At 54.5% G+C, this 23,061-nt stretch carries 16 protein-coding genes and 2 pseudogenes; 12 read left to right on the top strand and 6 right to left on the bottom strand.

Annotation, left to right across the window (positions count from 1 at the left end; translation table 11 throughout):
• Nucleotides 1-140: 140 nt before the first annotated feature.
• Nucleotides 141-530: a response regulator transcription factor gene (locus M1P90_RS01720; protein WP_483700931.1), complete on the top strand. Its 390-nt coding sequence runs from the start codon at nucleotides 141-143 to the stop codon at nucleotides 528-530.
• Between the two features lie 243 nt (nucleotides 531-773).
• Here the strand turns inward: M1P90_RS01720 and M1P90_RS01725 are convergent, their stop codons facing one another.
• Both M1P90_RS01725 and M1P90_RS01730 read right to left on the bottom strand, forming a co-directional pair.
• A complete protein-coding gene (locus M1P90_RS01725) occupies nucleotides 774-1,904 on the bottom strand; it encodes a Vgb family protein (protein WP_483700932.1) in 1,131 nt (376 codons plus the stop codon).
• A gap of 630 nt (nucleotides 1,905-2,534) precedes the next feature.
• Complete coding sequence (locus M1P90_RS01730) at nucleotides 2,535-3,410, bottom strand: response regulator (protein ID WP_483700933.1); 876 nt, start codon at nucleotides 3,408-3,410, stop codon at nucleotides 2,535-2,537.
• 363 nt (nucleotides 3,411-3,773) lie between these two features.
• Here M1P90_RS01730 and M1P90_RS01735 point away from each other — a divergent pair, with 363 nt between their 5' ends.
• The 6 genes from M1P90_RS01735 (at nucleotide 3,774) to M1P90_RS01760 (ending at nucleotide 13,828) form a co-directional block, all read left to right on the top strand.
• Nucleotides 3,774-10,133 carry an RHS repeat-associated core domain-containing protein gene (locus M1P90_RS01735; protein ID WP_483700934.1) on the top strand — a complete coding sequence of 2,120 codons (6,360 nt, stop codon included), beginning with the start codon at nucleotides 3,774-3,776 and terminating at the stop codon, nucleotides 10,131-10,133.
• Complete coding sequence (locus M1P90_RS01740; RefSeq protein WP_483700935.1) at nucleotides 10,130-10,570, top strand: hypothetical protein; 441 nt, start codon at nucleotides 10,130-10,132, stop codon at nucleotides 10,568-10,570. Before M1P90_RS01735 ends, M1P90_RS01740 begins: the two co-directional genes overlap by 4 nt.
• A 52-nt stretch (nucleotides 10,571-10,622) precedes the next feature.
• Nucleotides 10,623-11,144, top strand: a complete 522-nt coding sequence (locus M1P90_RS01745) for a transposase family protein (RefSeq protein ID WP_483700936.1) — start codon at nucleotides 10,623-10,625, stop codon at nucleotides 11,142-11,144.
• Entirely contained in the window at nucleotides 11,075-11,557 is a 483-nt protein-coding gene (locus tag M1P90_RS01750; RefSeq protein WP_483704737.1) for a transposase family protein, read from the top strand. The genes M1P90_RS01745 and M1P90_RS01750 overlap by 70 nt, the downstream gene beginning before the upstream one ends.
• Nucleotides 11,558-11,782: 225 nt before the next feature.
• On the top strand, nucleotides 11,783-13,120 hold the full coding sequence (locus M1P90_RS01755; protein ID WP_483700937.1) for an RHS repeat domain-containing protein: 1,338 nt from the start codon (nucleotides 11,783-11,785) through the stop codon (nucleotides 13,118-13,120).
• Nucleotides 13,121-13,498: 378 nt separating this feature from the next.
• Nucleotides 13,499-13,828 (top strand): hypothetical protein, encoded by a 330-nt coding sequence (locus M1P90_RS01760; protein WP_483700938.1) that lies wholly within the window; start codon nucleotides 13,499-13,501, stop codon nucleotides 13,826-13,828.
• 84 nt (nucleotides 13,829-13,912) lie between these two features.
• On the opposite strand, the gene M1P90_RS01765 is transcribed toward M1P90_RS01760, so the two are convergent.
• From M1P90_RS01765 to M1P90_RS01775, 3 genes are all read right to left on the bottom strand, one after another.
• Entirely contained in the window at nucleotides 13,913-15,004 is a 1,092-nt protein-coding gene (locus M1P90_RS01765; RefSeq protein WP_483699168.1) for an IS4 family transposase, read from the bottom strand.
• Nucleotides 15,005-15,499: 495 nt separating this feature from the next.
• A complete protein-coding gene (locus M1P90_RS01770) occupies nucleotides 15,500-15,931 on the bottom strand; it encodes an HNH endonuclease (protein WP_483700939.1) in 432 nt (143 codons plus the stop codon).
• On the bottom strand, nucleotides 15,928-16,275 hold the full coding sequence (locus tag M1P90_RS01775) for a hypothetical protein (protein WP_483700940.1): 348 nt from the start codon (nucleotides 16,273-16,275) through the stop codon (nucleotides 15,928-15,930). The genes M1P90_RS01770 and M1P90_RS01775 overlap by 4 nt, the downstream gene beginning before the upstream one ends.
• Nucleotides 16,276-16,398: 123 nt before the next feature.
• Here M1P90_RS01775 and M1P90_RS01780 point away from each other — a divergent pair.
• From M1P90_RS01780 to M1P90_RS01790, 3 genes and pseudogenes are all read left to right on the top strand, one after another.
• Nucleotides 16,399-17,169: pseudogene (locus M1P90_RS01780) on the top strand (RHS repeat-associated core domain-containing protein); the annotation flags it as partial.
• A gap of 175 nt (nucleotides 17,170-17,344) precedes the next feature.
• Nucleotides 17,345-17,794 (top strand): hypothetical protein, encoded by a 450-nt coding sequence (locus M1P90_RS01785; RefSeq protein WP_483700941.1) that lies wholly within the window; start codon nucleotides 17,345-17,347, stop codon nucleotides 17,792-17,794.
• Nucleotides 17,795-18,099: 305 nt separating this feature from the next.
• The gene (locus tag M1P90_RS01790) at nucleotides 18,100-18,393 is read left to right on the top strand and encodes a hypothetical protein (RefSeq protein ID WP_483700942.1); all 294 of its coding nucleotides are present in this window, start codon (nucleotides 18,100-18,102) and stop codon (nucleotides 18,391-18,393) included.
• Here the strand turns inward: M1P90_RS01790 and M1P90_RS01795 are convergent.
• Entirely contained in the window at nucleotides 18,356-19,483 is a 1,128-nt protein-coding gene (locus M1P90_RS01795; protein WP_483700943.1) for a transposase, read from the bottom strand. The genes M1P90_RS01790 and M1P90_RS01795 overlap by 38 nt on opposite strands.
• 190 nt (nucleotides 19,484-19,673) lie before the next feature.
• Here M1P90_RS01795 and M1P90_RS01800 point away from each other — a divergent pair, with 190 nt between their 5' ends.
• On the top strand, nucleotides 19,674-20,114 hold the full coding sequence (locus M1P90_RS01800) for a hypothetical protein (RefSeq protein ID WP_483700944.1): 441 nt from the start codon (nucleotides 19,674-19,676) through the stop codon (nucleotides 20,112-20,114).
• Nucleotides 20,115-21,802: 1,688 nt separating this feature from the next.
• Nucleotides 21,803-23,018: pseudogene (locus M1P90_RS01805) on the top strand (IS701 family transposase).
• The last annotated feature ends 43 nt before the right edge of the window (nucleotides 23,019-23,061 follow it).

The following is a 23,061-nucleotide window of genomic DNA, read 5'->3' on the forward strand; positions in this document are numbered from 1 at the left end:
GTTAGCGGGTTGAAGGTTGCATGTTGGCAGGCTGGCAAGCCGGGGCGTATCGCATACGCCTTGGCAAGCCGGGGCGTATCGCATACGACTGCCTTTCCTGTCCCAAACCTAACGGCGGCGTGTCCCAAAAAGTGGTGACGATGTTTCAGGACGACGACTCGATCTTTGCGGCCATGCGGGCGGGCAGGCGTGGCTATGTGCTCAAGGACATGGACGATGACGACATCACCCGCGCGATCCTGGCGGTTGGGCGCGGCGATGCGATTTTCAGCCCGGCAATTGCCACGCGCATGATCAGCTTCTTCAGCGCCAGGCCGGCGCAGCCCATCCCCGCCTTCCCCGAGCTAACCGAGAGCGAGCGCAATGTGCTGCGCCTGATGGCGAAGGGCATGAACAACGACGCCATCGCGCAGCAGCTGGCGTTCAGCCCGAAAACCGTGCGCAACTATATCAGCAATATTTTCGCCAAGCTGCAAGTGGCCGACCGCGCCCAGGCAATTGTGCGCGCCCGCGATGCTGGGCTGGAGTAGGGCGAAGGCTTTGTGGGCCGGCACGCAGGTCGGCATGGAATTCGCTGGGGCCGACACATAGGTCGGCATGGAATTCACTGGGGCCGACACGCAGGTCGGCCTGGAATTCACTGGGGCCGACACGCAGGTCGGCCTGGACGGTGGAGATCGTTGTTTTTTACGCTGGGATGCACGGCACGGGCCGACACATAGGTTGGCCTGGACGGTGGAGATCGTTGTTTTTGCGCTGAGCGAGATGCCGGTTCATCCGTAGCGAATCACGACGATCTTGTCTACACCCGATTCCGCGCCCCACAGCTCGCCCGGCCGACCGAGCAGCTGGCGCACACTGGCGGGCGAACTTGGCAGCGGAAAGCTTGTGAATGCTTCGGTTGCGGGGTCGAAGCGCACGATCGCATTGCCGCCAAAGTCGGTCAGCCAAACCATGTCGTGCTCGTCGATATACACGGCGTAGGCTTGCGGGCGCTCGCCGGGCAGCTTCCACTCGCGCCATGAGCCATCGGCAGGGTTGTACACACCAACCTGGCCCGCGTTCCACTCGCTCACCCAGATACGGCCCTGTGAATCCGACCACACGCGCCGCGCGCCCTGCCCCGCTGTTGGCGAGTCGATCGGCGTCGCTTCACCCGTCTCGGTGTTGATTTCCGCAATGTGGCTGCCCGCCAGCGAGGCGTAGAACACGCGCCCATCGGGGGTTGCTGTGATGCCATACGGCCCGCGGCCGCGCGGGGCGTCGAATGCCTCGACTGTGCCCACCGAAAGGTCGAGCCTGCCGTATACTCCGGTTTGGCCAGTGAACCACAGCACGCCGCTGGCATCAAACGCAGCCGTGTTCAGGTTTGCGCGTGGGTGCGTGTCGGGCAGCGGGAAAACCTTCACTTCTTCAGTTGTCGGATCGACGCGCACAATCGCGTTCTGCCCGCCGTCGGTAATCCACGGCGCGCCGTCTGGCCCGACAATTACGCCATGTGGCGCAGAGCCGTCGCCGAGACTGATGTGGCGCGTTTCGCCGGTCTGTGGGTCGAGAATGCCGAGTTCGCCGGTGGCCTGCGCGGTGTACCAGACTCGGCCATCCGGTGCGGGCGCAACGTCGTGCGGGTGCGTGCCGCGCGGCACAGCATACTCCTGAAGCGTTGGCTCAGGCGGCGCGTCGGCGGTTGGTTTCGGCGCATTCGCTGGCGCGGGCGCGGCGACCGTCGCCGCTGGCACGATGGCAGGTTCCGCTGCCGCTGTCGCCTGCGGCGCAATGGTGGCCGGCGCGCGTGTAGGAAGCGGCACCGCGCTTGGCGCTGCAGCCTGCTCGGTTCCGCCAGCACAGCCCGCCAGCGCGAATACCAGAGCCAGCAGGCTGGCACGGATCGTATTCTCTCGCATCGTCCATCTCCCTTCGATGTGGCCGGCAGCTCCTTGCGGCAATGGCATCGCAGGCTCATTATACGATTATTCCTGATGTGCCAGATTAAATGCTTCGGTAATCGTTGCCAGCTTTTTGGCATAAGGGAGGCATGACAAGCTAACTTTTCATTTTCTGGCCAGCTAAAGTTTGGGTTTCGTGGCGATAGCGGCCCTGCGACCTGAACAAACTGGCTTGAAATGTGTGCGTGTTTTGCAGGGCGGCTCTGCCCCCTGCACCCCCCTTCGGCACGCTCAGGGCAGGCCGCTGGGGAACCGCGCGGTTTCCAAAACCCCTCCAGCAAAAAGCGCCAGTATCGAGCGCAACGCTCGTGGTCATGCCTCCGTTGCGGGTGCGTGCCAGATGCCAGCGCACCCCGCAACGACGATGCTTCCGACGACCTGCTGAGGTGTTCCGACGACCTGCTGAGGTGTTCCGACGACCTGCTGAGGTGTTCCGACGACCTGCTGAGGTGTTCCATCGACCTGCTGAGGTGTTCCAGCGACCTGCTGAGGTGTTCCATTGACCTGCTGAGGTGTTCCATTGACCTGCTGAGGTGTTCCATCGACCTGCTGAGGTGTTCCATCGACCTGCTGAGGTGTTCCATCGACCTACATGGTTGTTTCTACACCGGTGTGAGGGTTTTTTGCCAGCAGGGCAAGCAGCTGCGCGCCGGCGGCCTGGCGCTGGCGGTAGCGCGTGCTTTGCGACATCGGCAGCTGCCGCCCCGGCACACCGGCTGGGTCGAGCTCGGCAAGTAAAATGTGTGCAGAGGTTTCGCCACGCTGCGCCAGCAGTTCGAGCTGTTCCCTCAGCAGCGTCACCGTTTCTTCGCCGCGCCGCAGTGTTTCGGAGATTTCAGGTGCAACGTAGCGCGCCAATCGACTTTCACCCAGACCGACAGGCCCACGGCGGCGGTAGGCGAGTAAGGCAGCGTTGAGATCGGCAATACTGGGGCTTGCGGACCTTGTTTGGTTGCCTCCAGTAGCGCTTAACGCTGGGAGCCTGGTAACAAGCGCTGCGCGTAGCACTGCCGTCGTACAGGCTTGCTCTGCATCAGGTGCCGGGAATGGTGATGCAAGTGCAGCGTAAATGCGTGCCGGAAGATCGAGGGTGGCGGGTTTTTCGAGCACCGCATCGCAGCCGTATGCGCGGGCGAGCTGAAGTGTCTGCGGATTGGTGAGGGCAGTGAGCGCGACGATTGGCACGCGCGGCAGGGTGGCAGCATCCATATGAACACGCAGCCAGAGCGCGAGGTGCGTGCCGGCAAGATCGTCGTCCGGCGATTCGCCCCAGGGCATGTGGAGATCGGTGATAACAACAACGTGTTCAGGAGGATGAACTGAGAGGATTTGCTGGGAGAGCGTAGCACCGCTGGCACCATTGTGCGCGGTGTGTGCAGCCCAACCGCTGCGCCGGAGCAGGCGCGCGGTGCCTTCGCGATGGGATTCAATGTCGTCGACAACAATCGCGGTATTGAGTTCCATAAAAAAAGAAGTTGCTCCTCTGGCGGCTGCGCCCGTTTTTACAGCTCCTCCACGAAAATCTTCCGCTGGGCGCGGCACGACCTGCAATGCACGGCTTGAACGAGGTGATTATATACGATGAGTTGGATGACTCGCAACTTGGGAAAAAGTTGGGAATTTCTTTATCACAACCTTGGCAAATTTTGCTATGCTGGCGCTACCGATGATATTGGATAGTGTGCCCGAGATCCATGCGTGTTACAGCGTGTGGTAGCTTGTTTGCGGGCGGGCATCAAGTAATCTATTTCTTGTTGCTCTTGTTGCAAAAGTGCGGGCTTGCATTTACCTGGTTCCTAGTAAAGGTGAGATTGAGGGAGTTCTGCTATGTCAGTTCGCGTTCCATGCCAGATATCTGCTCTCTTGCTTATTATTATTGCGACTGCGTGGCTCCCTAACGCACAGTTTCTGCCAGCTTCGCCGGTATCGGCTGCGGCGTCTTTGGCTGCAGATTTACACAAAGTTTCTCCTAACATCATCAATTCGATTGCCCCGGTAACACTGGCGGCCAGCACAACACCTTCTCAGCCAGTTCTTAGCCTTGCACTGGACTTTGCTGATGATACTGTCCCCGTGGGCGACACGACCACGATCAGTGTTACTGTGACTAATCGTGGTATTGTTGATGCTTCGACTGCGCATGTTACTTTATCCGTACCGGATGGAATATTGGTTGTCGCAGGCGGCGATGTGAAGCCAAACCAGTCAGTTATTACGTGGGATATTACACCTCTTGGTGCACAGGCAAGCAATGTTCGCACACTAACAGTTCGGGCGACTGGCGCCGTGAAAGGTACTTCGGTGTTGTTTCAGGCCCAGGCACAGGCACCTGAAGCAGTGAACAGCGCAGCTGATACTGCTGGTTTCATCGTACTGCCGCGCGGTCTTGGTGCTGCTCGCGCAATATTTTCCCCTGGTGCAGGTGCAAATCTAACGAGCAAGGATGGCCGCGTCTCCTTGCAAATCCCACCTGGCTTATTTCGGCGTACCCTGACGTTACAGCATCAAACCTTGCTTGATGCTCGCGATAGTTTACTCCAGCAAAAACGCCCGCTTCCACCACGCTTTGTTGGTACACATCGGGCATTCCCAGCGTTTGTGCTGGATGCAACCGATAGCTTAAACGCAGACGTTCACCTATTTGATGCGGCGATGACGCTCACCGTTGCCTATAATTCTGATGAACTCCAGGCCCTTGGGATCCGGGAAACGGATTTACAGATCTATTGGTTTAATGAAACAACGCTTGCCTGGGAATCTATAGCAACGACGATCGATTCTGTTGCACACACAGCCACGGCGCAACTGAAGCATTTCACTACACTGACTCTCAGCGACGGCTCTTCACCTTCTGCGGCGTATTTGCCTTCACTTCAGAACTGGCAGGTTAGCGATTTTACTGGATCAGCAAGCTATAGCTACCCAATTGAAGTGCCAAACGGGCCAGGCGGCCTGACACCAAAAATCTCGCTGAACTACAACAGTGCTGCTTCTGATGGAAGTGGTGGCACGCGCCCGAAGTGGCAGGCTGGATGGCTTGGCAAAGGCTGGGATTTGGATGGGATTGGGTATGTTGCCACGAATGAAAATACTGGTTCATCCAACCATACCTGGGATTCCTATTCGATGGTGTTTGCTGGCCAATCTATGGATTTGGTTAAAGGGAAGCGCGTTGATGGTCAGGTGAATGCCACAGCTTATACCGATTATGCCCTGGATCACTGGAACTGGCACGCTGCCGATGACAATTTTACCCGGGTGACCGCAATACCTGCTCCAGATGGCTCGAGCGTATACGCCTGGCGCGCGTGGACGAAAGATGGAACGCGCTACGAATTCGATCAGGCTTTACGCTGGGGTGAAAATACCGGAAACACCTATTGGACCTATAAATGGCTGCTGACGAAAATCATTGATACCCATGGTAACGCGATTGTCTTTGATTATGTTGTTGATGCCATTGTTAATGTTCAGACGATTCATCCAACGTATTACTTAAGTGCAATTCGTTGGGGGTTTGACGGCGCGACACCAGGTACAGGGAATGCTCGCTACCGAATTCGCTTTATTGCTGCTGATCGCACGACTGGCACAACTCAGGGTGTGGACCCAGATTGGGAGTATTCGACTGCCCGGGTAAATGGCCAAGCTGGGACACCACACGAGAAATATCGGCTTGATCAGATCAGTGTTGAAAGCGCACCGAACAGCGCAAGCACTTTTCTGCCTATTCGTAGTTACCGCTTTACTTATGCTACTGCGGCGAATAGCGTGCAGACTGATGTTACAGCCGGGCAGAAAGTGCTAACACTTTTAAGTATTGAACAGCTTGATAAAAATGGCCAGATCATAACATCGGCGGGGGCAGGCAGCCCGGAGCCGTTCAAAACGACTTTTACCTACGGCATGCAGCAGATTGATGCGCTCACGCCAAATCCAGGCTGGAATCGTTTACTAACAGTTGACAATGGGCGCGGCGGCAAGCTTAGTTTTACGTATGAGCATGTCTGGCTTTCGGGTGCAACGCCGAATAATGCCGACAGCTACGCCGCGTATTACCAGAACTACTATCGTGTCATACAGGTAAAAGCCGAAGATCTTTCGGGCACCGGCAAAACGGCTATCACGAATTACAATTATGGGGCAGCCAGCAACGCCACTGTGAATGATGATGCTCATTCGGCGACCGTGCAATTTGCCCGAAACGCGCCTGGTGGCCTTGGCGACAGCACTGCGTACCTAACGCATGCGCCACGGCGCGAGTTTCGCGGGCATGCCACAGTTATTGTGCAGACATACGATGGAGCTACGACGAGCGCCCCACTTTTGCGTACGGTGCAGCACTGGTTTTACCAGGGCAATAGTAGTGCAACCGGTGACTCAACCCAAACCTGTACGGCTCCGCTTGTGTCGGGAGCTGTCGATACGAGCAGCACTTGCTTCACGTGGATGAAGCGTTATGAGGGGTGGCGTGGGCGTTCGATTAAAGAAGAAACACGCACCGGCGCGACCGTGCTCAGCCGGGTTTTGCATACGTATACCCGCGCAGATCTGCCATTTTTTGGTGGTGATGCGACTGATGCGACGTATAGCAACAACTATCAGCGTGTGGGGTTGTGGCGCGCGTTCAATGCCGAAATTCGAACAGACTCGCAAACACTGAATGGCAGCGCTTCCGCAGTAACCCAGACTACGAAGACGTTCTATAACGCTACCTGTGCAGCTGACGATGCCACCTCAGTTGTTGCAAGCTATGGCATTCCTCAATGTGTACAGGCATATGATGGCAGTACGCTTGTGCGCACGACCAAGACTGCGTACGCTGCCAACACCGCCAACTACATTGTTGACAGATTGTGGCAGGAAGCGACCTACGACGGCGCGGGCAACCTTGTCGCGCTTAGCAATCGTTTCTATGACAATGTGACGGATGCCGATGCTGCACCAAGCGCAGGCGACCTGCGCCGCGTGAGCCGGTACTATGATGTGCCAGGGAATACAACAGGAACTACTGGACTGACTCTGCATAGCAGTGATACAGGAATAACATATGATGCCTGGGGCAATCAGATAACAAGTGTAAGTTACACAGGCGCAAGCACGCGTGTTTATAACGGAACGAGCACGACATGGGGGGCACTCAGCGGGACTGCGCGCACGACGACGACGACCTATGATACGGTATTCCACGCATTGCCGCTGACAGAAACCAACCCTGCCGGGAATCAGACCCGTGCACAGTACGACATGCAAATGGGGCTACTACTACGCGTGACCGGGCCGAATACTACCGGCACGCCAAAGGATTGTAGCGCTGCCAGCTTCAGTATTCTTGCCACGGAAGAAAGCACTTGCGCAGTGTACGATTCCTTCGGTCGTTTGGTGAAATTAGTCAAACCGGGCGATAGCACTACGAGCCCGACAGTGCAGGCAACCTATGACGATATCCGCCGACCATTCCGCTATATTGTGTATCAGAAAGATGCCAGCGCTGATGGCGTGCGCGTTCTGACGCAATTTTATGATGGCCTGGGCCGAAAGATCCAAACCAAGAGCGAAAGCAAAAACGGCTCGGTTGCTATCAGCAGTGTCATGACAGATACACGCTACGATGGTCTGAATCGCGTTGCGGCGCAGGGCCAGCCGTTCTATCGCACCGAAAGCAGCTACGATTTCCAGTATACCGCGCCGGGTGCCAGCCTTAATAACCAGACGACAACAAGCTATGATGCGCTGGGGCGGCCACTAAGTGTTGTAGCGCCAGACACGACCGGCACGCGCACGACCAGCTACAGCTATGGTGTGGAAGGAAGCCCGCTCAAAACCTATAGCCAGGTGACCGATCCGTTGCTGCATGTCACGCGGACGCGCTCGGATGCGTTTGGCCGACGCGTGCAGGTGGTCGAGGATTCTGGGCCAACCACGAACTATACCTATGATGCGCTCGACGAGCTAACCAAAGTGACCGATGCTGGCGGCAATGTCACGAACATTGATTACGACAGCGCCGGGCGTAAGAAGAGCATGGACGACCCGGACATGGGTGTGTGGAACTACACCTATAATCCGAGTGGCACACTCGCAAGCCAGACCGACGCCAGGGGCCAGACGATCAGCTTTTCTTATGATGCGCTTGATCGCTTGACCGGTAAGACACTACCGAATGGCTGGACTAGCTCATATGTGTATGACGCACAGGCAGCGCCGAACCCAGCAAACCCACCATACACCATCAACTACGGTAAAGGTCACCGCACCTCCATGTCCACCTCGCTCAATGGCACACTGCAGACCTATACGCGCTGGGAATATGATGCGCGTGGCCGCACCACGCTGGCAGGCCAGAGCGTGGCGGGCGTGGCCATGAACATGCTGTTTGACTATGACGCTGCGGATCGGGTTGCCACGCAGACGTATAACGGCGAAGTGCTGACCACAACATATGACGATGGTGGGCGACCGCTGAAACTTTGTTCCAGCATTGCTGGGCAGGCGTGCTATGTGAGCGGGGCAACCTATACTGTGCAAGATCAGCCTGAGGCATGGACTGATGGCAACACCGTGCCGCAGGATTGGATCTACGAAGCGGCGACCGGGCGGCTCAGCCGACTGAAAATTGGCACCGGCACAACTGCCAGCCTGTTTGACCGCAGCTATGGCTATGACGATGCCGACAACATCACCAGCATTACCGACAACAAGAACGCCGCGAACACGCAGAGCTTTGGCTACGACACGCGCGACCGGCTGACCTGCTGGAAGCTGAACAGCACGAGCTGCAGCGCAACCTATGCCTATAACATCCTCGGCAGCATCACCAGCAAAACCGGCGTTGGCGCGTATGGCTACCCGGCCAGCGGCGCGAACAGCGTGCGCCCGCACACGCCAAACACCGTCGGTGGCGCAGCCTATACCTACGACAACAATGGCAACCTAATGAGCGGCGGCGGGCGCAGCTACACCTGGACGGCCGAGAACCTGCCTGCGAGCATCACCAGCGGCACGGTGACCGAAAACTACACCTACGACGCCGACAACGAGCGCGTTGCCAAAGTCGCAGGCGGCGCAACCACAATCTACTTCCAGGGTGTGTTTGAGCAAACGGTTGGCGCGGGCTGGAAGCAATACTACAGCTTCAACGGCCAGACCGTGGCCATGCGCGACAACGCCGGCACCGTGACCTACCTGCACGGCGACCACCTGGGCAGCGTGAGTTTGGCCACCAGCAGCACGGGCGCGCTGGCCAGCCAGCAAGAATTCGATCCGTGGGGAGCAGTGCGCACCGGCAGCGTGGGCCAGACCGGCCTGAACTACACCGGCCAGCGGCTGGACGGCAGCGGCTTGTTGTATTACCATGCCCGCATGTACGACCCCGTGCTCGCGCGCTTTGTCAGCGCCGACAGCGTCGTACCGGGCGCGAGCGCAATGACCATGGGGCCGGATAAGGCCAGCAATGGTCCTGCCGATCCGCAGGAACTCAACCGATACACCTACGTTAATAATAATCCAGTCAATACCGCTGACCCAACCGGACACTGCGGAACGTCAGGTTTTCTCGCAACTGCTGCTTCGGTAATGAGTGGCGACTGCACTCGCCGCTCTTATCAGATGTTTACTAAGGCAAAGACGACTGAGGGCAAGGTCGTCAGTGGCGCGGTGATGGTGACATCGGCGGTGGGTGCGGCTGCTGGCTACGTCGGTGGGGCCATTTTAGCGGCCGCCGGGGTAAGTGCCGTTGCTGGAGCTGTTGCAGGTGGCGGGACAGCGGCGGTAACAGGAACAGGTGGATCTGTCGCTACAGCTGCCTGCGCAGATGGGGATTGCGGAAACGAGGCAAATAGTGTAACAGCCATTATACCGCAAGCTAAAGAGGTTCTGGATCAGGCAGTTGCAAAAGGTGGAGAGCTTGTTAATGGGTTTAGCATTTACGGTAACAAGGGCTTAGTCGGAAATGTATTTAACCGTAATATATTATTAATAGAACAAAAAGGAGCAATGCCACTCCGAGCCTTGGCTAATGCACTTGAAGCGGAAGCACAAGCAGCAGGAGCAAGCCGAATTAGTATCATCGGCCATGCCGTAATTAATAAGGGATTTTTTAATCCGGCAATTGCTCAACGATTTGGATATACATTTTCTCGAATCAACGAACAAACAATCGAATTAACGAAAGTGCTAGGATCATGAAGCAATGGACACCAGAGTTTCGTTCGGAAAGGATGGCTTGGCGTTTCCGAAAGTCGGGTGCAGATGGCGACTATGCCAAACAATTTGTAAGTTTCGAGGAAAGTGTTCGTAATCAACTAAGGAGGCTGGCACAAATACAACATGCTGAATTACCAGCAGTGGCATGCTACTTCGATGACATGAACTGGGTGATGATTACAGATAGGCAACTTATTTGGTCGAGCCAAGGTGAGCGAACAGCAATAAGCGTTGATGAAATTGAAGACGCTACTGTCGAGCCAAAAAGCCTAGTTAATTCTGGCACAAAAAAGAATCTAACAGAACTAACAATTTTGTCGAAAGATGGACAACGCTACCAGATACATATAGAGGCTGGATACCCTTTCTCTGGCTTCTGGAACACAATCAAGATGGTAGCATCATGGAATAGACAATAGATATTATCCCGATTTATGGTATGATATATCTCCAAATAGAAGGAGAACTGCAATGCCATTACGATATGAGACAGAACGTGACAAGAACTATCGTATCCTCGATTTGACCAGCTTGACGGTCGAAGAGTTCGAAATCCTCGCCGTCCCCTTTGAGACTGCCTTCCTCGCGCGAATGCGCGACTGGACGCTCGACGGCAAGCCACGCACCGGCCGGCGCTATAGTCAGTACGCCACCTGCCCCTTGCCCTCCAAAGAAGATCGCCTGCTCTTCATCCTGACCTACTTGAAGCAAGCCGCAACCCAGACCTTTCATGGCGCGAGCTTTGGAATGGGCCAGCCGAAAGCTAACCAGTGGATCCAGGTGCTGCTACCGGCACTCCACGCTGCGCTGGGGAGCCTTGGCGACCTGCCCTCACGCAACCTTGCTGAACTGAAAGAACGCCTCGCTGCGCTCTCGCCTGATATGTTCGCGACCCCTTTTTTCACGATGGCACCGAACGGCCAATCCTCCGTCCCAGCGACCCAGCCGATCAGGCCAGTTTCTACAGCGGCAAGAACAAGCGCTATACGGTGAAGAACGTGCTGCTGATCCACGCGCTGCTGATCCTGTTTTTGAGCGACACGTTTGAAGGAAGTGTCCACGACAAGACGATTGCCGCTCTGACGCCCTACCCGTTGCAGGAGGGCAGCGAACTGGTCGATGATCTGGGCTTTCTGGGCTATGAACTGGCAGGTGTAGCGCACAAACGCCCGTTCAAGAAGCCGAAGGGCGACAAACTCAGCGCCGAACAGAAAGCACATAATCGACGAGTTGCACAACGCCGAATTGTGGCAGAACACGTGATTAGGAGTGTGAAACGCTGTCGAATGGTTAAAGACACGATACGTCTGTGGAAAGACGGGCTCAAAGATATGGTGATGGAGGTGAGTTGCGGTTTGCACAATTTCCGTGTCCGAACCACTCCTTGGCCTTCAATCCATTCTTAAATCGGAATAATCTCTAATAAAGGTCTCAACTATGAGCTTAGACGAACTATAAAACGGGGTCGTCATATGTAGTGATCGATTCTCAAAGTGTCAAGACAAAGAGTGCGATCATGATGCCAATCGCCTCGCCGTTAGGCACAACTTCTACACCAACTACAGTGCCAAATAGCACCCCTGACTTATTATAATTGTCTTGGCAACATCACCAGCAAACCGGGTGGTGGCGTGTATGGCTATGGGGCGCAAAGCAGCGGCTGCGCAGCGGGCGCGACCAGCACGCGCCCGCATACGCCAAACACCGTCGGTGGCGCAGCCTATACCTACGACAACAATGGCAACCTAATGAGCGGCGGCGGGCGCAGCTACACCTGGACGGCCGAGAACCTGCCTGCGAGCATCACCAGCGGCACGGTGACCGAAAACTATACCTACGACGCCGACAACGAGCGGGTTGCCAAGGCCGCAGGCGGCGCAACCACAATCTACTTCCAGGGCGTGTTTGAGCAAACGGTTGGCGCGGGCTGGAAGCAATACTACAGCTTCAACGGCCAGACCGTGGCCATGCGCGACAACGCCGGCACCGTGACCTACCTGCACGGCGACCACCTGGGCAGCGTGAGTTTGGCCACCAACAGCAGCGGCGCGCTGGCCAGCCGGCAATCCTTCGACCCGTGGGGGGCAGTGCGTACCGGCAGCGTGGGCCAGACCGGCCTGAACTACACCGGCCAGCGGCTGGACGGCAGCGGCTTGTTGTATTACCATGCCCGCATGTACGACCCCGTGCTCGCACGCTTTGTCAGTGCCGACAGCGTGGTGCCGGGCAGCGCCAGCGGCAGCCTCGACGGCATTGCGCTCAAGCCGCTCACCGTGGACTTCCACGAAGTGGGCTTTGGCGCGACGCTGAATGGCGAGAACGGCCAGCCCTTCTGGTTCCAGCTTTCCGACGATGATAAGCAGAAAGTTGGCAATCCGTGGGGACCGGCCAACCCGCAGGCGCTCAATCGCTACAGCTACGTGCTCAATGGGCCACTCAAGGCGACGGATCCGAGTGGGCATTGGACGCTTTCAATAGGATTTGGCGGGGCCTTCTTTGCTGTCCTAGGGATTCGAGGTAGTGTATCTGTTGCTATTGATGGCACAGGAAATATGGCTGTCTTAGCTGGCGGTGGAGGTGGTGGTTATACAGGTGCTGGTGTTAATAAGATAGGGCCTGGCGTAACGTGGACAAATGCACCAACGGTTGATAAACTCGCTGGATGGTCTGTCCAATTCGGTGGGCAAGTAGGGGAGGGTGCTTCTGTAGGTGCGGAGGGTGTGTTCTTTACTGATGGCCATAAGACTTATGGTGGCCTTAGTGTTTCAGGAGGCGCTGCACTCCAACTACCTCTTCCATTTGAGCTTCATGCTTCTGCCGAGCATGACTGGTTGATCATTCAAAGAAACTTACCTTCGGACATCGCTAGTCTATGGAAGAAAGTATTTGGAACTGTACCACCTAGAAGCCCTGTAACTCCACCAACACATTACGCTTGCAGTAATGGTAAAGAAGGTGTGCCTTGCTAAACTAATAGTAGACTGTGTGCTATAGCGATCCTAGCTAAGCTAATTGCAAACAAGGAGTCGAGGCTTTAGTCAGAATCATTGTCAGCTGTCAGCGATCGGCTTGAAGGCTCGACTCCATTCTCCAATTCACTGAGAAATAATTTATTGTAAAACTACATGATTAGTAAGCTTATCAGATGCATGCACTCCAAGCAAAGTGGTTCTGATGCAGCAGACCATAAAGACTGTCACAACTCTGGGGAACCCGTTATAGCATCCATTCATCGTTCGCGGGCTATATAAAGAAACTTTTTCAATAATCCGAATCGTGGTTATCTTGGTTATACTACTCAATGTCCGTTCCTAATTTGGGTGATCTTTCTATATAAAGGTTTCACAATGATTAATTGGATTGGTATTGTAATTGTCGCGAGTGTTACTTCGTTATTTGGAGTAATTGCTTCAGTAAGCCCAACTACTATAATTAAAGTAATTTCAGCCTGGTTCCGATTTATATCGCCAATTTTTACTAGTAGCAGTAATTTGTTGACTGATTTACAAGAAAGATTGAAATATATACGGACAGATCCCAATGAATATAGCAAGAAATATAGATATCAATTAATCATTATAAGAATAACTGGATTTATTTCTCTTATTATTTTCTTGATCTTGATTTGCTTATTGGTAGCAATGCTTGTTAATGGACCTCAATCTACTCCTACTTAGGTTTTTAACAATAATATTTAGGTCGCTTGTTCGATTGATTGATTGATTGATTGATTTAGTAGTGAGATATAAGTGATGATCTAGCTACCCGACAGTTTGTCTGCTGATAGGAGTGAATTGCATCACAAACGGCCGCGCGTTCTTCAGGCATCGGTAGATCCAGCGAAAACCGATCTGGAAAATGCTCAGGTCGCGCCGGTCGTGACGGTCAACCTGACTGCGCAGCCCACGCTTGACCACCCGTGCCCCGCTTGTCATCAGCCAGTCGTAGACCAGCACCACCGCCAGCGTCAGCCGCGACAGTCGCGCGAAGTGCCGCAGATGTGAGCGTTCCAGATCAAAGCCCTGCCCCTTTAAATCGCCAAACAGCTCTTCGATCCACATCCGGCGCCGATACGCCTGCAACACCGCTCGCCGCGTCGGCAGATTGCTCGCCAGCAACCACGCTTCCTTTTCGCCGGCTGCCCACTCTGCCAGCAGATTGACCTGCCGCTTGTGTGTGCGTGTCAGCCGCGCGCCTTCCAGCCAGAGATGCTGCCCAGCCTGCTCCACCTGCTGGCCAAATGCCTGCCACTCCGGCGTTTCGGCCGCTTGCACCTGATTGTTCGGTTTCTGGCGCAGCACGTAGCTCCAGCCCCACGCCTGCAGTTGCTCCTGCACCTCGCAGGCTTCGAACTCGCTATCACCGACCAGTGTCACACGGACATCGAGCGGCATCAACTGGCGGACAACGCTGAGCAGGGCCAGTTGCACACGCGCCGAGCAGTGACCTTTCGCGCCCGGCTGCCAAGTCCAGGCGATCGGAATGGCGCGGCGTCGAAACGCCACAGCGACCATCACGAGCCGATGCGAGAAGCTGACCTTGCTGGCATCGATAATCAGACGGACCTGAGCAGTGGAGCGCGCTTGGGCAAGCAGCCAGGCACGAGCAAACGGCTCATACAGCGGACGAACACGCAGGGCAGGATTGTCGAGCAGTCGTTCGAGCCGACGCACGATACTGCGTTCGGTGGCCTTGCCGGGAATACGAAGCGCGATGTGGGCGAGGTGAACCGACTTGGCGAGCAGAATACCGGCCATCAGGGCGGCTAGGGTGCGGAGACGGGTAATGCGCTGATGAGGATGCAATTGCTGCAACTGCTGCAAGCTTGTATGATACACACGGTTGATCGACATCTGGTTCCTCCTTGGACAGGGTGGATTGTGTTCACCACCACTGTACTCAGAAGGGCGATGTCGATCAACTGCCGCTCGTGATATCGTCGGTGAACCTGTACCATCACCTCTCTCTTGAAACTGTCGGGTAGCTAGAGTGATGATAAGAGTTTAACGTACCGCAAGCCTGAAAATAGATCGTCCCATCATAGATGGGACGTACGGCGGCTGTTATCCCTGCCGCAAGCAGAGCGGCTTCGCTAATACATCCATCCTCGATTAGTGTCTCGTCAGATGCTGTTCTTAACCGGATTGTTGTTAACGTACGCGTAGCGATTCAGTTCTTGCGGATTAAGCGCACCACGTCTATCGCTCTGTTCAGGAATAAGCGTATCCGCACTCACAAACCGCGGATCGCCGGGTTGTGGCAACGCGCATGATAGTGAGGCGGGCGTTATCTCGGAAATGTCTCTTGGGTTTTTCGGCTTGCGGATGCGCTCAGTGATTGCGACACCGTCAGTCAATCAAGGGCGATTGAGGATATCGCCCGACATCCTGTAAGCGTTGACGCTCACTGACGCGCTCATTCGTGTTCAACTGGAGGAGCTGAACAGTCGCGCGACCTTCGGGCGTCAGACCAACTAACTGCGCCCCACGAAGCGTAAAATGCTCAGTCCAGAGCTGTGTGCGTGGATTGAACAAGAAGCTGAACTGTCTGGTTGCCGGATCAAAGGAGCCGAGATCGGTTCCTTTATGCCGGTTACAGCGCCAGCACGCAAACGCAAGGTTGGTGGCATCAGTTGATCCGCCGTGCTTCAGCGCGATCACGTGATCAACTTCGTGCGGAAAGAACGCGACATCCGTAGGAAGTAGGCAATACTCGCACTGGCTATTCGCTCGCTCGATCACCAGCCTGCGCAGGCCAGCGGAGATCGCACGCTCGGTCACGGCTGGCTCGTGAGGTGTGGCAGGCTGCCGGCTTTGAGCAGCACCACGACGTGCTCGATCCGCTCAAACTCATCGAGTTCAGCCTGTTCAGCAAAGGTCAGGAGACCGGAGTGACTGCGTTCAAGAAGGACGGTTAGCCGCGCCAGCATCTCGGGCGTCGGCCGAAATGCCAGAATCTCTTCCGGCGTGGGCTGGGAGGCAAGGAAATCCAGGATCTCACGATAGATATGTGCCGGAACGGCTGGCTGCTGGAGGCTGAGCGCCAGAAGCTCAGGGATACGATCGCGTACCTGTGCCAACTGGTCGGAAAGCTCATCGGGAATATCGATCGTAATCGTAGCCATGATGCCCCTCCTGCCTGGTGACGCTGCTCCTATTCTACCATGCTCTGCTGAACGATGCCGCCGTCGGAGACTACCCCCTCGATTCCTGCCATAGTATAATGCGCGGTACTACAACCTCGTCTCGCGCGCTTTGTGAGCGCCGATAGCATTGCACCCAAACCCGAAAACCCACAAACACGCAACCGATACAGTTATACCCTTAACAATCCGATCCGCTATACTGACCCCAGTGGGCATTGTTCTGAGTCATCACTTGATGAGGCCGATAGGTCTGAAAATCGTAAGTGTGATGAATATAAAGAGCAGCTCAGTAATTACGGAATTTCGCTAGACAATCTTTTTGATTGGATTTCAAGTGACTTAGGGCTGATTATACAAGCAGTATCTGATTTGAGAAACGCGGCAGGTTGGAGCTTTTCTGATTTTCGTGCAGCTATGGGCGGTGGAGTTAATCTACTTCGCGCATCTACTTCGTTTCTTGGTTATGCTGCTGTACAAAATAATGGTCAAATAACATTTTATGACTCCGCTTTTGCTAGCCCTGCCGGAACCGCTGATTCCCTCAGAATTATTGTGCATGAATTCGCTCACCGCTGGGATGAGGCATCTGGTTCAAAATTGACTCATAATATGGTTAGTGCCACTGGTGGAAGGCACCGCAGATGCATAGATGCCTTCGGCTGGTGCGACGTATATGTGCGAGGTGATATAGGAGCAACACCTAGAGATTTTGACCAAAAATACTATGATGATCCTTATGAAGATTTTGCTGAGTCCGTTGCAATAACGGTTTACCCAAATGCGCCCGGCGCAAATTTAAAATTTGTTAACGGAAAACGTTACAACTATATTCAGGAACAATTTAAGGACTATAGAGCTCTGGAAACGAGCTGAATATTTTATGACAATGATATAAAATCGTTGCGTTCATTAGATGAAACACCATATAAAACTGGTGATTGAACGCAGGTGTTCTCGCGCCCATCCTCACTATTGCTCTTTTCAGTTATCGGTTTACAAAATAGTTGATGCAATCTACAGATTTCAAGAATACTAGGTGAAGTATCATATGACTATGAAAAAAATACTCATTTCTCTTTTTGCCGTGCTTGTTTTACTTGTGGCGGCCTATATTGGAAAAGAAATATATCAATGGTATGATCGTATGTCCTGTCCAACAACCATACGTACAGAATCGCTTTCGATGCCTGAATATAACAATGCACAGCAAGTGCAGATGAAAGAGACTACCCAAGGCGAGTTTTATACTAAGCAAGTTGAATTTGTTACTACTGACACCTCTGAAAATGTTATTTCGTTTTACAAAATAAAACTTCAAGAGGCTGGATGGGAATTAACAAGATCGGAATTGGGTGGTCACGATAGAGATACAGTATATAATTTTGGGGAGCATAATGCTTTACCATTGTATAGTCTGACTCTCTATGTAAACCGTACAGGGAATTCTACAAATGTCGAAATTGTCTTTCGACGTCAGCCTTGCCTGCCTCCTGTCTGAAAAGTCGTAAAACAGTATAACAATCTGAAGTGGAGCACGGTGTGGATGCTACTGTTCAATTGTGTGCTGTCAGCGGCAAGCATAATGGAGGCATGGAACACCGGCACTGTAGAAGCTGACCACATCAAATTTGGGGTTCGGGGCGATACGCCCCGACCGTGGTGCGGGGGTGGGAACCCCAGCGGCCTTGCGGCCCGAGCAAACGGCCTTCCACAAAGACACAGTCTGCGCTCAAGCAAACAAGCGGCCTTGCGGCCCGAGCCATCAGCGGCAGCCTCGACGGCATTGCACTCAAGCCGCTGACCGTGGACTTCCACGAAGTGGGTTTTGGCGCGACACTGAATGGTGAGAACGGCCAGCCCTTCTGGTTCCAGATGAGCGAGGGGCAGCGCCAGAAGGCTGGCGATCCGTGGGGGCCGGCCAACCCGCAGGCGCTCAATCGCTACAGCTACGTGCTCAATGGGCCGATGAAGGCGACGGATCCGAGTGGGCATAGTGTGTATATGGAAAAAGATGAAGCGATGGCTTATGCTGATTTCACTACCATACAGAAAATCAGGGCTAGACGGCAGGCTTGTGAAATGTGCGGACGAGGGTGACAGGCAGCTCTGAGGGAACCAGAAACCCATCGGGTATCGGTCGCTCTTCCTTGAGACAGCGAGCAAGCAGCCGCACTCCCAGCCGAAACAAACTGAGATCACACCGATCCGCACGATGCAGCAGTTTCATCCAGCCGTCTTGCAACGCACACACGCCCAAATACACCATCCAGATATATGCCAAGCACGAGGCGATCAAGAAGCGACTGAGCCGCGCTGGTTCTGAGAGATGGCTTTTATCGATATGAAACCCGCGACTTTTCTGATCAGAAAAGAAGGTCTCGATATGCGCTCGCTTTTTGTAGAGCCGTGCCGCCTCGTCCAAATCTGCCAGGTTTGTGACGAGATACAGTGCGTCCTGCTCCTGCGCGTCCCAGAGCGCCAGAAGGCTCAGCGGACCATACTGTTTCGCCGTCATTGCGGCGGGACTGACTGCCAGATACTCGCCTGGTGCTGGCTCAAGCGCGCTGAGGTGAAACCTCACACCATAGCAGGTCACCAGGATGTTTGCGGCGGTTCGGCAGACATACTGCCAGCCGTAGCTCTGGAGTTGCGCCTGCAGTTCAATGCCATCAAACTCGCCATCGCCCAAGAAGATCACGGTGGCATCATCAGGCACGAGTGCGTTGACTTGGGAGAGCAGTTCACAATGCAGGTGTTCAGGAAAATGGCCTTTGCTCCCTTGCACCACCAGCCAGCAGAGCGGCAACGCGCGCCCGTGATAGACCACACTCAGCATCAGGGCAATGCAGCCGCGTCCGACCACACTGCCATCCATCACCAGATGGAGTGGCTGTTTGGCCAGCGTGGCGAGCAATTCCCGAGCAACTGGAGAGAACCAGCCGTCGATGGTGTGGCGCTCGTGTTTGAGCCAGCGGCGAAAGCGTTCAATCAGACTTTCTTGCTTGATGCGGCCAGTAGGTGCGTGATCGGCGCAAAGCGAGAGGTGGGCGTGTCGACCGCCGACCAAGCCACAGATCAAGGCAGCCAAGGTGTTGAGATGCTTTTCGCGATGGCCGTGAGGACGCGGGTGATAGAATTGCATAATCCCGTCTTTTATGGCACGATAGCGCCGATACGTGTCGCTCATGGGAGCTTCTCCTGACTGGAAACGGTCGTCAGCAAGGACAAGCATACCAGAAGTGGCGCGTATCAGCTTTTTGAACATGTGTTCTGTATGGTAGTCAAATGCTGATGAGCTTGAACAGGCAGCAGCTACATTCCGGGATATAAAACCAGTAATAGATTATTCTGTCAAAGGCGGAGCGCTGTTAGGGGCATTGTTAGCAATTCTCAAGGCTATGCCAGTATTAGCGGGCACTATTGTTTTTGCTGGACTAACCGTAGATTTGCTTACAGTCTCACTTGAGCAAATGGCCAAGCAATTAGAGACATACGCTAGGCTTATTCGAACCGCCTCCAACTATGGTCAAAATGTGATTATTATATCGGCTGATTGTGCAAACAAGAGCGTTTCTTGTAATGTTACAGTCATCAATCGAAATACTGGTAACGGAAGTGTCATGCAAATGGGACTTTTGCTAGGTGGAGTCCTATTTGACGGTTGGCATAATGGTCAAGAATTGCGTTTTGACATGCGTCAAAGTATATGGCGACCTGGAGTTGCTTGTACAAGGGGTGGAGGTAATCCTTCGAGCGGAAATTACTACTCTGGTGACAAAGTATTATGCGCGCCTTCGCCAGGATTTTATGGCAGATAGAATTTCCTTGGTTATGTAAGCAAGTTTTTGTGGGTGGGTGCAAAGATTTTATATCTAACCCCACCCACAAAGTCTATACTCTAAAGGTAAAATAAAGTCTTTTTATCAATTAATTAGATGAAGTGGCTACCATGAAAAAGAATTTGTCTATGATTCAAATTATTCTTCTAATATTCGCGTTTATGTTATGGATTGTGTGGAGAAATTTGGAATTGAGTGATATGGGCACTCTGATAATCTGGATATTTTTTGCCTTTTCATACGTGTTTATTTTTTATTTAGAAATAATTAAGCGCAAATTATAACGAACCTATTATACTCACTTGAATAACTTTAACTTATGTTCTTTCCAAATCATCTCTTTTGCTTAAGCATTGCAAGAGATATATAGCTTCATGCGAGAGTCTGAAGAGCTAGGGTTTTGCTTGCTTTTTGCCAGTCACTTGCCCCGTGCTCTCCTTGAGCAAGCTCAGGACATGTCGATTGCTAGCACCCTTGATTGATTCCCCGGACTCCCTCCGGCAAGAAGCGCCAGTATCAAGCGCAACACTCGTTGCCATGCCTTGGGGCGAACACAAGGTTCGCCCATACAGTGTTCTATGCACGCTGCCAGCGGCAAGCACAACGGAGGCATGGTGGCGAAAAGAGTGTTTGTCGGGGTCTGCGCGACCCCGTGCCCCGCGGTCAGGCCCCGACGGCGGCCCCTAACAACCCCGCCGTCGGGGCCTTGCCCCGAACCCCTCAAAGAACGTGATCGGTAGATGAAAACCAGTATGGTCATGCCTCCGTTGCGGGGCGCGCTGGCATCGCACGGTGCAGGACGCGCCAGATTGAACGCTTCTACAAACAACGATGCCTCCTTCGTTCGTTGCCAGCTTTTTGGCACAACGGAGGCATGGTGGCGAAAAGAGTGTTTGTCGGGGTCTGCGCGACCCCGTGCCCCGCGGTCAGGGGCCGACGGCGGCCCCTAACAACCCCACCGTCGGGGCGTTGCCCCGAACCCCTCAAAGAACGTGATCTAGAGATGAAGAGCAGTACGGTCATGCCTCCGTTGCGGGATGCGCTGGCATCTGGCGATGTAGTACGTGCTAGATTGAACGCTTCTATAACCAACGATGCTTTCTTCGTCCGTTGCCAGCTTTTTGGCACAACGGGGGCATGACACACCGACACTGTAGAAGCTGACCACATCAAATTTGGGGTTCGGGGCGATACGCCCCGACCGTGGTGCGGGGGTGGGAACCCCGGCGGCCCTGCGGCCCGAGCAAACTGCGCTGAAGCAGGCACAGCCTGCGCTCACGCAAACAAACGGCCGTGCGGCCTGAGCCATCAGCGGCAGCCTCGACGGCATTGCGCTCAAGCCGCTGACCGTCGACTTCCACGAAGTCGGCTTTGTCAGCAGCCTGAAAAGCGAGAACGGGCAGGGCTTCTGGTTCCAGATGAGCGACCAGCAGCGCCAGAAGGCCGGCAGCCCGTGGAGACCGGCCAACCCGCAGGCGCTCAATCGCTACAGCTATGTGCTCAATGGGCCGGTGCGGTGGACGGATCCGAGTGGACACTGTATTTGGGACGCCTGCATTGTCGAGGCTGCGGTTGGGGCGGTTATAACTGGACTTTTGCAGATTTGCGGCAACAAGCTTCTGAGCATATGATCAGGCGAGCGTTGGTCTACCAGTTGGGAGGCACAGGTGCCAGCAATTGTCGCGATACCACAGGTGGTCGAGGAACTGCTGGTCCAGTTCGCCGACCTGTTTCCAAATGAGCCTTCACGCCGCCACTTTGCCGAATACCTGACCGGGCTGTTTGTAGCGGAGCACAAGACCGTGAGCGGTATCACGCGAGAGTTTGCCGCCCCACCCGACCAATCCACTCTCAATCGATGGTTGACTGAAGCGCCCTGGGATGTCCAGCGCATCAACGCGCACCGGCTCGAATGGCTTCAACAGGACGCTGCAACGCGCTATCGTCACGACGGCGTTATCGCGATCGATAACACTTTGATAGATCATGACGGCAAACTGATAGAGGATGTCGGCTATTTCTGGGACCATGCCGACAAACGCCACCTGATCGCCCACGATTACCTGTTTGCCAACTACGTCAACCCGAGTGGGAAGCATTATCCGCTCGATTTCCGGCGCTTCCGCAAGCGCGAGCAGTGCGACGACGAGCGCCCGTTCAAGAATCACACCGACCTCGCTAAGGAACTGATCGATTGGGTTGTCGCTGAGGACATACCGGGCGACTTCACCTTCGACAGTTACTTCACCAACGCGCCAATTATGAACACCCTCCACGCCAAAGGTCGCAGCTACATCGGTGATTTGAAAGCCAACCGAGTGATTGTAGTCAGCGGGAAGCAGACCAGCGTGACTGAGTGGGTCAAAACGCTCACGCCGCTTGTTCGCACCAAGTTTACGGTCGGCGGTCACACGCAATGGTACTTCACCAAGTCCGTTCGTCTGCCCAATGTCAACCACCCAGTGCGTATTCTGGTGTTGTGGTCAGAAGCAGAAGCTGCGACGCCACGCAAGATCCTGATCAGCAACCGAACCCAGTGGGAAGCTCATCGCATTTTGAAGGTCTACAAAAAAGCGCTGGACAGGGACGGAGACCTTTCATCGGGACGGGAAGCAGCATTTGGGCATGGGCGAGTGTCAGCTCAGGGACGGGATGGGCCAGACCAGGCACATGCACCTCGTCGTCCTGGCGTACACGGCTCTGATGCGCCAATTGAAGCATGATCGTGCCTTCGAATGGGCTCACACACGCCTGATGACCATTGGCGAGTCCTGTCGCACCATCGCTCGCGAGACCTTGGGCAAAACGCTTGCTTGGGCCATCGAACAATCGCACCAAGGCATGACTCTGTCCGATATCAAGCTCCGTTTGGCTTTACCCTGAGCTTTCGCCTATTTCTGCAAAACCTTAGTTATAAATTGGATAG

It is taken from the genome of Kouleothrix sp. 19917 (genome assembly GCF_057073505.1).